Annotated in this window: 15 protein-coding genes; 12 read left to right on the forward strand and 3 right to left on the reverse strand. The window is 38.5% G+C overall.

All coding sequences use genetic code 11. The features are described from left to right. Positions 1–4 precede the first annotated feature (4 nt). From AC1EKL_RS03630 to AC1EKL_RS03660, 7 genes are read left to right on the forward strand one after another with little or no spacing between them, the layout of a single operon-like run. A complete protein-coding gene (locus tag AC1EKL_RS03630; RefSeq protein WP_161065273.1) occupies positions 5–208 on the forward strand; it encodes a helix-turn-helix domain-containing protein in 204 nt (67 codons plus the stop codon). 37 nt (positions 209–245) lie between these two features. Beyond that, entirely contained in the window at positions 246–977 is a 732-nt protein-coding gene (locus AC1EKL_RS03635) for a methylase (RefSeq protein ID WP_480188264.1), read from the forward strand. Next, positions 967–2013, forward strand: coding sequence for an Eco57I restriction-modification methylase domain-containing protein (locus AC1EKL_RS03640; protein WP_480189943.1), 1047 nt, complete (start codon positions 967–969; stop codon positions 2011–2013). The genes AC1EKL_RS03635 and AC1EKL_RS03640 overlap by 11 nt, the downstream gene beginning before the upstream one ends. Before the next feature lies 1 nt (position 2014). Further along, positions 2015–5353: a DEAD/DEAH box helicase family protein gene (locus AC1EKL_RS03645; protein ID WP_480188262.1), complete on the forward strand. Its 3339-nt coding sequence runs from the start codon at positions 2015–2017 to the stop codon at positions 5351–5353. A 1-nt stretch (position 5354) separates the two neighbouring features. Beyond that, positions 5355–7325 carry a DUF262 domain-containing protein gene (locus AC1EKL_RS03650; RefSeq protein ID WP_480188261.1) on the forward strand — a complete coding sequence of 657 codons (1971 nt, stop codon included), beginning with the start codon at positions 5355–5357 and terminating at the stop codon, positions 7323–7325. A 13-nt stretch (positions 7326–7338) separates the two neighbouring features. Then, entirely contained in the window at positions 7339–7593 is a 255-nt protein-coding gene (locus tag AC1EKL_RS03655) for a hypothetical protein (RefSeq protein WP_480188260.1), read from the forward strand. Beyond that, a complete protein-coding gene (locus tag AC1EKL_RS03660) occupies positions 7551–7940 on the forward strand; it encodes a hypothetical protein (protein WP_480188259.1) in 390 nt (129 codons plus the stop codon). The genes AC1EKL_RS03655 and AC1EKL_RS03660 overlap by 43 nt, the downstream gene beginning before the upstream one ends. Positions 7941–8160: 220 nt before the next feature. On the opposite strand, the gene AC1EKL_RS03665 is transcribed toward AC1EKL_RS03660, so the two are convergent. Beyond that, entirely contained in the window at positions 8161–8322 is a 162-nt protein-coding gene (locus AC1EKL_RS03665) for a hypothetical protein (RefSeq protein ID WP_480189942.1), read from the reverse strand. A gap of 693 nt (positions 8323–9015) precedes the next feature. After that, a complete protein-coding gene (locus tag AC1EKL_RS03670; RefSeq protein WP_480188258.1) occupies positions 9016–9426 on the reverse strand; it encodes a YjdF family protein in 411 nt (136 codons plus the stop codon). Positions 9427–9636: 210 nt separating this feature from the next. On the opposite strand from AC1EKL_RS03670, the gene AC1EKL_RS03675 reads away from it, so the two are divergent. From AC1EKL_RS03675 to AC1EKL_RS03690, 4 genes are all read left to right on the forward strand, one after another. Next, on the forward strand, positions 9637–10176 hold the full coding sequence (locus AC1EKL_RS03675; protein WP_480188257.1) for a TetR/AcrR family transcriptional regulator: 540 nt from the start codon (positions 9637–9639) through the stop codon (positions 10174–10176). After that, on the forward strand, positions 10173–10754 hold the full coding sequence (locus AC1EKL_RS03680) for an NAD(P)H-dependent oxidoreductase (protein ID WP_480188256.1): 582 nt from the start codon (positions 10173–10175) through the stop codon (positions 10752–10754). Before AC1EKL_RS03675 ends, AC1EKL_RS03680 begins: the two co-directional genes overlap by 4 nt. Before the next feature lie 209 nt (positions 10755–10963). Further along, positions 10964–11674, forward strand: a complete 711-nt coding sequence (locus AC1EKL_RS03685; RefSeq protein WP_480188255.1) for a CPBP family intramembrane glutamic endopeptidase — start codon at positions 10964–10966, stop codon at positions 11672–11674. Positions 11675–11830: 156 nt separating this feature from the next. Beyond that, complete coding sequence (locus AC1EKL_RS03690; RefSeq protein ID WP_480188254.1) at positions 11831–12526, forward strand: class I SAM-dependent methyltransferase; 696 nt, start codon at positions 11831–11833, stop codon at positions 12524–12526. 354 nt (positions 12527–12880) lie between these two features. Here the strand turns inward: AC1EKL_RS03690 and AC1EKL_RS03695 are convergent, their stop codons facing one another. Next, complete coding sequence (locus tag AC1EKL_RS03695) at positions 12881–13051, reverse strand: hypothetical protein (RefSeq protein WP_480188253.1); 171 nt, start codon at positions 13049–13051, stop codon at positions 12881–12883. A gap of 198 nt (positions 13052–13249) precedes the next feature. Here AC1EKL_RS03695 and AC1EKL_RS03700 point away from each other — a divergent pair, with 198 nt between their 5' ends. Then, entirely contained in the window at positions 13250–13519 is a 270-nt protein-coding gene (locus AC1EKL_RS03700; protein ID WP_480188252.1) for a hypothetical protein, read from the forward strand. The last annotated feature ends 68 nt before the right edge of the window (positions 13520–13587 follow it).

A 13587-nucleotide genomic window follows, 5' to 3' on the forward strand; every position in this document is an offset into this window, starting at 1 on the left:
TCAAATGCAAATTAGCTATAACAAGTTATGGAAGCTATTAATTGACCGTGGCATGAAGAAAAAAGAACTGCAAGAAGCCAGTGGTGTTAGTGCTGCTTCAATTGCTAAATTAGGTCGCAATGGCAATATTACGACTGAGGTGTTATTGAAAATCTGTATCGCACTTGATTGCGATATCAGTGATATTTGTGAAGTAGAAAGAAAGTAAGGGGTGAATTCTCATAGCAGAAGAAAATGAAATCTCATTGTTTGATGAGAAAGAATTCACGGTAGCAGCAAAACCATTTGAATTACAAGAAACAATCGAATCGGCTGAACTGATTAAATCAAAAGAACGAGTCCAAAATCATGGTGAGGTCTTTACCCCCAAATGGATGGTGCAAAAAATGCTATCCGAACCGGCAATTCAAGAGAAAATTAAAGATATTCACGCGACCTTTCTGGAACCCAGCGCGGGGGAAGGGGCGTTCTTGGTCGAGATTTTGCATCAGCGGTTAACTTATCTTGATCAGCAGGTTAGTAAGACGAACTGGCCAAAGCAGGCAATATGGGCGTTGATGGGTATTTATGGTATTGAACTTTTGCAAGACAACCTTCTTAAAGCTAGGGATGCAATGCTAGAAGTGGTGATTAATCACTACCAAGCAAAGCTGCAAAAACACCTGAGCGTCAAGACGGAATTCTATAAGGCAGCTAAGTTTGTGATTGCAACTAATATAGTCCAAGGAAATACGCTTGAGTACACTACAAACGAGGGCCAGCTGATTGAGTTTAGCCATTGGTGGCCAGTTGATGGGAAGGTTCAACGTGAGGTGTTTACCTATAAATCATTATTTAACAATAGTGATATTGATGATGTAGGGGCTGCGGAAGGACAACTTAGTTTGTTTGGTGAGTTAAAGACAGAAGCTGAAAAAGAATATGCATTATGTGATGTATTGAAGGTCTACAAGGAGGAACGGGAAAATGAGCGGTGAAGATAATCAATTTAAGTTTGATGTGGTGATTGGGAACCCGCCATATCAGGAAGATGGTAAGGGAGATAATGCTCGTGCGGAGCCAATATATCATTATTTTATTGACCAAGCGTACAAAGTATCGAGTATAGCTGAATTTATCACTCCTGGAAGATTTTTGTTTAATGCAGGCCAGACCCCTAAAAAGTGGAATAGACAAATGCTAAATGATGAACACATTAAGGTTACTTTCTATGAGCAAAAAAGTAGCAAAGTATTTGCAAACACTGATATTAAAGGTGGAGTCGTGGTTACTCTAAGAGATGATAAGAGGCAAGAAGGCCCCATTGGTGTATTTACTCCATTTGGAGAACTAAACAGCCTCGTAAAGAAAGTCTGGAGCGATAGTAACCAAGACTCCCTGATGACTGTTATTTCTGCACGTGGTACTTATCGTTTTTCTGAAAAAATGTTTCAAGATTTTCCTGATGCAAAAAATGCAATGGGGAAAGGTTCTGGAAATATGATTGTTTCAAACTCTTTTGATCGATTACCAGATGTTCTACAAAAGGAACAAAAGGAATCCACAGACTATAAAATTCTTGGTAGGTATAATGGAAAAAGAGAATATCGCTTCATTGTCAAAAATTATGTATTAATGAATGAATATATCAACAAATATAATGTTTTTGTTCCTGAAGCTAATGGTACAGGGGCAATTGGAGAAGTGCTTTCAACACCCCTAATCGGGGAACCCCTAATCGGGCATACTGATACCTTTATTTCAATCGGAATGTTTGATAATCAATATGAAGCAAAAAATTGCTTGAAATACATCAAGGCTAGGTTCGCTAGGACAATGCTAGGTGTACTAAAGGTTACACAGCACAATCCTAAATCGACTTGGAAATATGTCCCTCTCCAAGATTTCACCGCAAACTCCGATATTGACTGGACTAAATCTATCCCAGAAATCGATCAACAACTATACAAGAAGTACAACCTTTCTCCGGAGGAGATCGACTTCATTGAAACCCATGTAAAGGAGATGGACTAACATGAATGCACCAACAATTAAATCATTCAAAAAGATCATCCCCATGATTTATGCCTATACCACGCCTAATGATATTTCTCATCGGGGTTGGACGAAGATTGGCTATACCGACCGCCAATCTGTCGAAGACCGAATTAGGCAACAAACCCATACTGCGGATGTCAAAGCTGAAATTCTCTGGAAAGGTAACGCCCGCTATCAAGATGGCTCAGATGAGACTTTTACCGATCATGATTTTCACTATTACTTAACCAGTAAACGCCATGTTGAACGCAAACCAAAGACGGAGTGGTTCCACGTCGACGGCGATACTTCCCACCAGTATTTTTATAAATTTACGGAACGGGACTTTAGTGATGTTCAAGGCACCGATGGCACCCAGTATGAATTGCGTAAGGAACAGCAACGAGCGGTAGATCAAACCATCGATTACTTCCTTAATCACGGCAATGAGTTCTTGTGGAATGCCAAGCCCCGCTTTGGGAAGACCTTAACCACTTATGATTTAGTTCGTCAGATGAACATGCAAAATATCTTGGTGGTAACTAATCGACCAAGCATTGCCAATTCTTGGTTTGATGACTTTGATAAGTTCATTGCTTGGCAGACTAACTTCAAGTTTGTGAGTGAAACGGATGCCTTGAAGAATCGTCCGGTTCTTTCCAGGGATGAATTTATCAACACAATCTCGGATGGTAAAGAGTATGGACAAATTGCCTTTGAGAGTTTGCAAGGGGTAAAAGGTTCTGTCTACTTTGGCGGGAATTACGACAAATTGAAGTGGATTAGTGAACTGAACTGGGATTTGCTGGTAATCGACGAGGCTCATGAAGGAGTAGATACCTACAAGACCGATAAAGCTTTCGATAAGATTAAGCGCAAGTACACCTTACATTTGACTGGAACACCATTTAAAGCTTTGGCGAAGGGGAAGTTTGCTTCAGACCAAATCTATAATTGGTCTTATGCGGATGAACAGCAAGCTAAACTGGACTGGGATGAAAATCAAGAAGGTAGTAGCAATCCTTACGAAGTGATGCCCCAATTGAACATGTACACCTACCAGGTATCAGCAATGATGGCTGACGAGTTAAAGGGCAAGGTTAAACTTGATGATGGTGATCAGGGCGACCCAGCCTTTGATCTTAACGAGTTCTTCAAAACAAAGGAAAATGGTAAATTTGTTTACGATGAAGCCGTCGACCGTTTCTTGGATGCTCTGACCAAGCAAGAGAAGTATCCCTTCTCAACACCAGAGTTACGACAAGAGCTGGCGCATACTTTCTGGCTATTAAACCGAGTCGACAGTGCTAAGGCTCTAGCTAAAAAGCTAAAGGCCCACGATGTCTTTGGTGAATATGAAATTGTCTTAGCTGCCGGCGATGGTAAGCTTGATGATGATCAGTTGAATGAAGATCAGTTGGAACAGGCTAATGAAAAGTCCTTTGATAAGGTCCAGCGTGCGATCGCAACTCACGATAAAACAATCACTCTCAGTGTAGGACAACTAACAACTGGGGTAACTATCAAGCCTTGGTCAGGGGTACTAATGCTCTCTAGTATGAAGAGTCCTTCAGAATACATGCAGGCAGCTTTCCGGGCGCAAAATCCTTATATTTTCGATCGAGATGGTGAGCTGGTTCAAAAGCAAAATGCTTATGTTTTCGACTTTGACCCAACTAGAACCTTGACTATTTTTGATGAATTTGCCAACAATTTACTAGAAAAGACGGCTAATGGTAAGGGCACTGCAGAAGAGCATGAGGCCAACATTCGGCAATTATTGAATTTCTTCCCGGTAATTGGTGAAGATGAGGATGGTAAGATGGTGGAATTAGATGCCAAACAAGTTATGTCAATTCCACGCCATCTAAAGTCTCAAGAAGTTGTTAAGCGTGGTTTCATGAGTAACTTCCTCTTTACTAATATCAGCCGAATCTTTAGTGCTCCAACTGAAGTGCGTGAGATTCTGGATGGCTTAGTGACTGCTAAGGAAGAAAAAAGCAAAAAGAGTCAGTCAGCAATTGAAGGTGCAAAAGACGTTGCTGTTAATGATCAAGGCGAAGTTGAGATTCCTAAGGAACGTGTGATTGGCAAGTCTAAGGATCTTTTTGGCGATAAGGTTTATAGTGATATGGGACAGCAGGTTGCTGATGCCGTTACTAATACAGATCAAACAGATTTTAAGTCTGCAGCTAAGGAGATTGCTAAGCAGTTGAATGATTTTGTTGGTAAAGAAGTCGTTAATCGGGTTAGTGACGATTATGGTTTGAGCAAGTCTGAAGCTAAACGTTATCAAAAGCAAGTAGAAAAGGATACCGAGCAAGCCTTCCATCAACTTGCTGACGAACTAAATGATAAGAAGAAGTTAGCTGAAGTTGACTACAAGCAGAAACAAGCGGCTGCACGGAGCGAAGATGAACTGCATGAGGCAGATCAGGAATATGAAGCAAGGTCGGAAGCTATCTTACAAGAGTTTACTGAGAAAGCTCGCCAGCAAGTTCAAAAGACTGTTGCTGATACGCCTGCTAATGTAATCGAACGAGTGGAAAAGCATCAAGAAGAGCAAAAGATGAAGAATGTCGAAGAGGACGCGCGGGCTCACTTACGTGGCTTTTCACGGACCATTCCAAGCTTCATTATGGCTTATGGTGATGAAAACTTAACCTTTCAGAACTTTGATGATTACACGGAAGACGATGTCTTTAAAGAAGTAACAGGGATTAGTGAAGATCAATTCCGTTTCCTTCGTGATGGTGGCGACTATGTTGACGAAGCTAGTGGTGAGAAGAAGCACTTTGATGGGCACCTCTTTGATGAAGTAGTCTTCAACGATTCCATTCAACAATTCTTGGAATTAAAGGAAAAGCTAAGCGACTACTTTAATGAAGCTAACGATGAAGATATTTTTGATTATATTCCGCCACAAAAGACCAATCAGATTTATACACCAAAAGCGGTAGTTAAGCACATGGTCGATGATTTAGAAGCTAATAACCCAGGAATTTTTGCTGATCCTAATAAGACTTTTGCGGACCTTTACATGAAGTCTGGGCTCTACATTACAGAAATCGTCAAGCGCCTCTTCCAAAACGAAAAGATGAAGGAATTATTCCCGGATGACCAGGAACGTATCGAGCATATTATGAAGCATCAAGTTTATGGTCTGGCTCCAACTCGGATCATTTACTTGATTGCAACTAATTATATTTTTGGTTTTGATGAAAGCTTAAAGAATTCAGTGCTTGGTAAACATTTCAAGCAAATTGATGCTGCCGAATATGCGAAGAATGGAACGCTAGAAGAGGTAATTCAAAAAGAATTTGGAGGTGAGAAATAGGGTGAAAGCAGACAGTATTCATTTGTTTGACTTCCTTGAAAATGGAAAGACCATCTTTGAAATTCCTGTTTTTCAACGAAACTACGAATGGGATGAGCAGCAATGTAGCCAGCTGTTTAAGGATCTGACCATTGCCGCTGAGGATGATCAAGATCATTTTATTGGGGCAATTGTCTATGTTGCTGAAACGGGTCGGAAGCTGAGTCATATTTACCGAATCATTGATGGTCAACAACGGTTAATGAGTTTAATGCTTCTTTTGAAGTCCTTAGCTGATGTAAATGACCAAGTGCGGGCAGAGATTCAAGAGCAGTATTTGACCAACAAATATCTGGAAGAAAATAATCATCTCAAGTTGAAACCCGTTGCTCATGATATGGAAGCCTTTGAGGCCGTGATGAATGACCGACTCGATCAGTATAATGACCCTTCTAAGGTAGTCAAAAACTATCAATATTTCAAAAAGCGGATCCAACAATCCGAATTCTCAAGTACGGAACTCTATGAGGCCTTGAACCATTTCAATATGGTTTATATAGAGCTGACCAATGATGTGCAAGATGAGAATCCGCAGGTGATTTTTGAAAGTTTGAACTCGACAGGGGTATCCCTGTCTGCATCCGACTTGGTGCGTAACTTTCTATTAATGAAGCTAGATTCAGATAAACAATCTCGCCTATACCAAGAATACTGGGTTAAAATGGAGAGAATTTTCACAACCAATACCTTTGCAGATTTCATCAGATTTTACTTAACGATGAAGATGCACAAGATGATTAATAAAGCTAAAATCTATCCGCTTTATAAAGAGTTTTACTATGGACAGGGGTTGGACTCTGAAGAAGCCCTAGCTGATCTGTATCGGTTTGCCATTTTTTATGATCAATTGATCCATGCTGAGACCGGAATTCAGGAGTTAAATTCAATTTTGCGTCATATTAATGCCATGGACAGTCGAGTGGTTTATCCTTACTTTTTCATGATGCTGGAGATGGCTTCAACGGGTGAAGTTAGTCAGGATGATGTGGTTGAAGTTGCTCGGATCATGGAAAGCTATCTTTTCCGACTGAAGGCATGTCAACTCCCTACTAATGGGTTAAATCGCATGGTAATTGCCTTATGTGATAAGACAAAGGCAGCTGGCGATTATCGGGCAAGGTTAGTTTCATTACTGAATACTTCCTTCCCGGATGATAAAAAATTTGCAGACAGCTTGATGAATGTTAACTTGTACAGTCTACGAAATAATCTAGCTAAATTGGCATTAGTGGTTCTAGAAGAATCGCGGACTAAGGAAACCATCGACTTTGATGATGCTCAGGTTGAACACATTATGCCACAACGGCTAAACAATGACTGGCGAATTGAACTCCCTAATGCTAACCGGATTAATGAAGAATTAGGTGGGGTAATTGGGAACCTAACGTTAACTAAATATAATCAGGAAATGGGAAATAAGGTATTCAGTGAGAAACGAGAGGTTTATCAAACATCCAATGTCAGCCTAACCAGAGAAATTGCCACTGATTATTCAGTTTGGAATAAGGATAGCATTGTTAAACGGACGGAACAGCTTACCCAAGAATTGATTGCAATCTTCCCGAAACCAGTTGATACACTTCAAGTTGAAAGTATGACTGGCGAACATGCAATCACGGAATCGATTGATATTACTGGTAAAAAGCCAACTAGATTAACCATTAACGATGAAGATATTCCGTTAGACTCTTGGCGTAAGATGTTGATTAGTTTCATGGAGTATATTTGGCGATTAGATAGTCGTAACTATGAGAAGATTAAAGGTGACAGTTCCTTGAATAAGATGCTGTTTGCTAGTCAACGGTCGCCAGAAATATTGGATAATGGAACCAGTATTGAAACCAACTTCTCAGCTAATGTGGTTTTAGCTTTGATTTCTAAGATAGCTGAAATCTGTGATATCGCCGATGAAGTATCATATACGATCAAGTGAGGTGCTTAGATATATGGCTGAGATTATTGAAAAAATGACACCAGAAAAATTTGTTGATAGATTTAGTGAGTTGATGATGGATCAAGGAGTCCATAATATTTTGGTGAGGGGATACTTTGATGATGATAAAGTATTATTAACTTTCGGAATTTTAAATGATTTGCCACATTATAAAAATGGAACATTAGTAATAGGCAATACGCGAGTTCAAGATGAAAAAATTTTTTGGAACGTGGACTTCGTAAGACATTACCTCGTTTTAATTTAAGAGATATTTTTAAAATTTACGGATTGAATATTCAATTTACACAATGGAAAAAGAATAGGGACTTTCGATTTAATGACAATAAGGATTTTGCAATCTTTCATCCAGTCCAAACAGCGATAAGTGATCTTTCAGAACGAGATAAATTTCGAAAAGTATTGGCAAACTCAAAGGCTAGAAAGAACATTTTGATAACCACCAATGATTTCAACAATGATCCGGAAAAAATATATGATATTGTTAACGCAGTGCTAATTTTGGATACAACAGCTGTAAATGAAAAGAATAAACAAACCTATGACACGATAAAAGCAAATTTAGCAGCTGATGGCAAGGAAGAGCCATATTGAGTGTGTAGTAATTTTTGCTGATTGTTTTTAGATTACGTAGCAAAAATCAAGGTAGGTTACTTGTATTTGGCACTGATGGTTAGAATATCAATGTTCAAAGAAAACTAAGCAGCCTTAAAGATAGCTACTTAGGCTACTAAAAGATCGTCCGCAACTGGCCAAAGTTAACGGGACGGTCTTTTAGTATGTGCAGAATGTGGACAATAGGGTGGCCTTTCCGCTACTTTTGGGGCGCCTTTTTAGCTAACTCTTCTCGACGTTGCTTGATGGCTTCTTCAATCTTCACTAGATCTTCTTCATTAGCTAAATTAAGAATGTATTGTTGAGCTCGAAAAGTCTCTGAAGCATTGTTCCATTTACTGATTAGTTTAAACATACTCATTGCTATTTCACTCCTTGTAGTATTCAATAACTAAATTATAGCATCGATCCCTTGAAACATTGTTATAACGCACTCGACAGGCACTAAGTACGCTATAACATAGTAGCGTTCATTGAGTTCCTGTTAGTTAATGAAATGCTAAAATAGTGAGACTGGGTATGATAAGCAAGCACTCAGCTTAGTTAAATTGCTGTAGAAATTAATCCCTAGAATACTGCAACAAACTGCACTACCACAACGTTTGAGGTGATGTGTGATTAGGATAAGGCGGACGCCACATGTTGAATCCGTAACGGTGCTCGAACGGATAGAAAATAGCCTTTAAATGCCGGTGTGACGGTATTCTTAATAGATGGAAAGTGTACTAATTTCCTTGTTAGTGATTGGAATTAGTACACTTTTTGTTTTTTAGGCTGGAGGGTCGAGTGGACGGCGTGCTGGATTTGCGGGTTGTATGTGCAAGTGTCCATTTTGAAGAGTTGAGTGGGTTAAGGTCGTGAAAGTGGCTGCCAAGGTGTTGATATGACAGCGTTGAAAATAGTTGTAAAAATGGTCAATTTTTGACTTAATGATTGAGTGTACTAAATTACTGCAACAAAAATTTGATTTTGCATTATTGAGGAGAATTGTACACTCAACTATGTTCAGAGAAAAAGAAAAGCATGATCGTCAGTAGAACGACCATGCGGTATATTAATGACCACGACGCTTATCTACTCGTTTTTGATAACGAAGCTTTTGTGCTAATCGTTTTTCAGTAGAGTGCTGCGCTTTTCGTAATTTTTTCTTTTCCTCAAATTGTTTTTGCAAGGTGCTCTGCGCTTTGCTGCTGATACCTTGCGATTTCATTGCTTTATTGGCCAATTGCTGAGCACGTTTTGGATTGATATGTTTAGTAACTATTCCTGTTTCGTCTAATTCATGGTGAAAGTGGAATCTCTGATAATCTTGGTTTATCAATTTTAGAATTAATGACATTTTAGGTTCTGAACTACCAAGCATAACAGATGCGACTGAATAGTTGCTACCATCGTGACATTCCAAAACGGCCTTATAGAAACTACCATCAAAAATAATTGTTAGACAAGATTGAATAACCATCATGTCCCCTCCTTAAATTAGATTAAGAAAGTGGGACATCCCGGAGGGGGGAAGGATACTGATCAGCATATGCTGACGTCCGGACTACCAACCGAACTGTGTTTTTACTTTCTAAGATATAATATCATAATCTTGAAATTTTTTGACAGTGTAAGATAACAGTGTTATATTTTTAACCATAAATAACACTGTTATTTAATGGAGGTATCATGTTTGGATAGTACGGAAGATAAAATCATTAGTGCCACAATTAAATGGATTAAATACGATGATTACGAAAAACTCTCAATGCGGAAATTAGCTGCCAAGATTGGTATGACAACTGGCGCTATTTATAAATACTTTCCAAATAAAGAAGAACTGTTCTATCAGGTATCAATTAAATTATCGCAACAGTTAGCTGAAGGACTGATGGTCGACCAAATAATATCTGCAAAGGTTCAACTACTTTCGATTGCGGGTAAACTCTGCTTACTTAGTCAAAAGCAACCACAGTTAGTAAACTTTTTATTTTTCAATTCCAGTCTGAAGAACTTTTACCATAATACTAACCATGATTTTGAATTTTATAATCAGGTGATGGAACTAGTCCATCAGGTTAACCAAGGCGGCATCACCAATCAGCAATTTTTCACGCAGATCTGGTCCTTTATCCAAGGGTATTCCTTGCTGATATTAAAAGGTGCTACAAATTATGATTCAACCTTGGTTGAACGTACTTTGAACGAAATGATACGAGGTAGTCAAAAATGATTTTGATAATTTATTGTCATCCCTATGAGCAAAGTTTTAATCATGCTGAATTGAAAGCAATTAAAGAGAATTTGAGTGCAGGTCAGCGGGAGTATGAAATAATTGATTTGTATGCGGAACATTTTAACCCGGTGTATTCAACGGAAGAATTGAGGCTTTATCATCGTGGTGAAACGACGGACCCCTTAGTCACCAGGTACCTGAATTTATGTCGGCAAGCAAGGACTGTGATTTTTATTACACCTTACTGGTGGAATAGTATTCCTGGGGTGTTGAAGGGCTTCATTGATAAGGTGATGAAGGAAGGGCCGGGATTATCACATACTGTTACTAAAACAGGAGTGAAGGGTGAGTTGACCAACGTTAAGCATTGTTATGTATTTACCACTTCAACTTCTCCAACATGGTATATTCGGTTCTTTTTGGGTAATGCTATCAAGAAAATCTTTATTAATAAGACTTTGAAACAATTGGGCTTTCGTCATATTACTTGGCAAAATTTTGGAGGCATTAGTAATTCTTCACTTGAGCGACGGAGAAAATATTTATTCAAATTAACTAAACAGCCTTTTAAGTAAAAAAAGCACCCAGTCAAAATAGCTGAGCGCCGCTTATCTTGAATATTCACATCTTAACTTTAATCACTTCACCATATTTGAACGTGAACTCCATGGAGTGTTGGAAGATGGTAATTTTTGATATTTTTAAGTTGGAGGAATATTACTAAGAGTTAAACGTCATTGAGATGTAAAATAAAACTAGAACTATCAAATCGAGGTGGCACGAGATGCGAAAATACATCAAAGCGTTAATCATGATCATCGTAGTGATGATATTAATGGTCGTGGGGCAGATTGCACCGCTAGCAGTAGCTGATCATGTAAACCTTTCGGAAAATGCTGCGGTGATCACGATGACGATTGTTTATCCAATTATTGTCATTGGTGGTGGTTGGTTACTAAATCATTTTTTATTTCGTCAGCATTTACCATTAGTAGCGAAATGGCATTTTCAATGGTGGCCAATATTTTACGCAATTTTGGCGGATGGATTGGTCTACCTATTTTCCTGGTTGGCTCAGACCGGTTTTCATTCATCAGTAACGACGGTGAACAATTGGTGGCTTCAATTTGCCATGACAGTTATTAGTGCTCCATTAGTTGAAGAATATGTTTTCCGTGGGTATGTATTTGGCGCCTTGGATAGTATTTTCAATCGTTCCATAACAATTTGGCTAACGGCATTTATTTTTGGCCTGATTCACCTGTCATCACTTGGAAAAACGGCCTGGTATAATGCAGTATTTCTTGTGGTTGCCTATACAGCAATGGGAATGTTTTTTACCCTCATTGCCGTTTTAAATCGCAGTATTTGGGCCGCGGTTTCTAGTTCACCAAGTATGATGTGGCGTAGTTTGACGGGTACCCTACTGGGGATGGGGATTGCTGCTTACTTAGTCTACCGGAACTTCCTGAGTAACAGTAAAGTTAAAATTTAGAGACCAATTTTTGCTGATCAGTTAGTACAACGATATCAGAGAAAATCTTAATGATTACGTCATCTTCGAACGTGAAGGTGGCGTTTATTTGTGTGGAAAACAAGCACTTTACCCCCCACTTTTTCAGGTATAATCCTAAAAAATGGAGGATTGGATATGAAAAAGGGAATTGATGCGCCCATTACGCCGCTTATGTTCATTATTTGTGGATTGGCTGGATTAGTGGATGTAATGCATTCGGGTAATTACGTAAACTACGTTTTTCCAGTTTTGATGATAATGCTGGCAATAATTTATCTGCATACAAGTTTGATTGGTAAATACAGAATTATCCAGCATGTAGTAGAAAAGTTGGAGATTCCAAGTACTTCCCAGATTTTAGATTTAGGAACCGGCCATGGAGCAGTATTATTAACGGTCGCTCAAAAATTAAGCGTTCCCGGAAAAGTTATTGGAATTGATATTTGGAATTCTGTCGATCAGTCAAATAATTCACGGCTTGTCACGCAACAAAATATAGATCAATTAGGACTGAATGATGTTGCACGACTACAAACAGCTGATATGACTAGTCTGCCTTTTCAAGATCATCATTTTGATTATGTATTTGCAAGTTTAGCAATCCATAATGTTAAGCCCAAAGCACAGCGACGTCTATCAATTGAAGAGGCAATGCGAGTATTAAAGAATAATGGACAATTGGTGATTATTGATATTGAACATGTACAGGAATATAAAAAATTGTTATCTGAATTAGGGTGCAGTGATGTTCAAGTTTATTCTACTGGCTGGGATGGTCTGTGGGGATGGTTACCAACCAAGATCCTGATAGCTAAAAAGAATCCTAGGTGATGAAGATGACATTAAAAAAATTACACGATAAGATTAAAGCTCATTACGAGTCAGGAGAATTTACTACGGCTCGTTCTAAACAATTAAAACCGAGTCCTTTGAAGTCAATAACAGTCAACGTGATTACTTTGTCGTTATTAGGATTAATAATATCTTTGCCACCTACGAGGACGATTATTACCAAATATCATTGGCTTTACAATGTCCTTATAATTTGCTTTGTTCTAAATTGTATTGGTCTGATTTTTTCAATTGGTTATTATTACTATCTAAAAAGGACACCCAACCGCAATCGGTGAGTGTCAACAAATACTTTTACCATCTTAAGGTGATACCTACGGATGGTATTTTTATTTACTGAAATAATTGAGCAACTTCCTGATTAGATAACTTAAACTGTTTCTGAACTTTGTGCTTCAATTGCTCTTCAGGGACACCTAATTGACGAGTCAGCGTGATCATTTGTTCAAGGGCTTTTTGGCGCACATCTTCATCGTGAAACATCATATGAGTTTTATTATCCATATAGCCGTTCCTCCATTTACGATTTCGGCTTAGTTGGCTGATATAGCCTTGTAGTTCATCTATATAACGATCGTTCTAAACATCTATATTATCTACGTAATGATGGAAGTTTTGCAAGTCTTTTGAAACATCATTTCGGCAACCTTTGGTATCATTAACGGGTAACTAAAACTTGCATTGAAATGGAGTAAAAAAAGTATGGAACAAAATGACATTGAAGTTAAAGAAAAACAAAATAAAGATGGTTCAACAACTTATAATATTTTTATGCCATCTAAAGAATACGATTTGGTCAGTAATATTTTAGCTAAGGAGGGCTATACAGTCACTACGTATTTTGAAAGATTAATGAAACAATTAGCTACAGAAGATGCTAATGGTCCAATACATCGGTGGCTGGATCAAGAGATTGTTAATTCTGGCCAAAAACTTGGCGTAAAAAAAGAAAAAATCGTCGAAGTGAACTGAGCCCCGTCAAGTAGACAAGTAAATATATAATTTAATTAGGCAGCCTGATTCCGATATTCTATCGGAGT

The sequence above is a fragment of the Limosilactobacillus sp. C0001E2 genome, from assembly GCF_056590915.1.

Coding starts and splice junctions, on each gene's coding strand:
- AC1EKL_RS03630 (WP_161065273.1), top strand. CDS start 5: ATGCAAATTAGCTATAACAAGTTATGGAAGCTATTAATTGACCGTGGC.
- AC1EKL_RS03640 (WP_480189943.1), top strand. CDS start 967: ATGAGCGGTGAAGATAATCAATTTAAGTTTGATGTGGTGATTGGGAAC.
- AC1EKL_RS03645 (WP_480188262.1), top strand. CDS start 2,015: ATGAATGCACCAACAATTAAATCATTCAAAAAGATCATCCCCATGATT.
- AC1EKL_RS03655 (WP_480188260.1), top strand. CDS start 7,339: ATGGCTGAGATTATTGAAAAAATGACACCAGAAAAATTTGTTGATAGA.
- AC1EKL_RS03665 (WP_480189942.1), bottom strand. CDS start 8,322: ATGAGTATGTTTAAACTAATCAGTAAATGGAACAATGCTTCAGAGACT.
- AC1EKL_RS03670 (WP_480188258.1), bottom strand. CDS start 9,426: ATGATGGTTATTCAATCTTGTCTAACAATTATTTTTGATGGTAGTTTC.
- AC1EKL_RS03680 (WP_480188256.1), top strand. CDS start 10,173: ATGATTTTGATAATTTATTGTCATCCCTATGAGCAAAGTTTTAATCAT.
- AC1EKL_RS03685 (WP_480188255.1), top strand. CDS start 10,964: ATGCGAAAATACATCAAAGCGTTAATCATGATCATCGTAGTGATGATA.
- AC1EKL_RS03690 (WP_480188254.1), top strand. CDS start 11,831: ATGAAAAAGGGAATTGATGCGCCCATTACGCCGCTTATGTTCATTATT.
- AC1EKL_RS03695 (WP_480188253.1), bottom strand. CDS start 13,051: ATGGATAATAAAACTCATATGATGTTTCACGATGAAGATGTGCGCCAA.
- AC1EKL_RS03700 (WP_480188252.1), top strand. CDS start 13,250: ATGGAACAAAATGACATTGAAGTTAAAGAAAAACAAAATAAAGATGGT.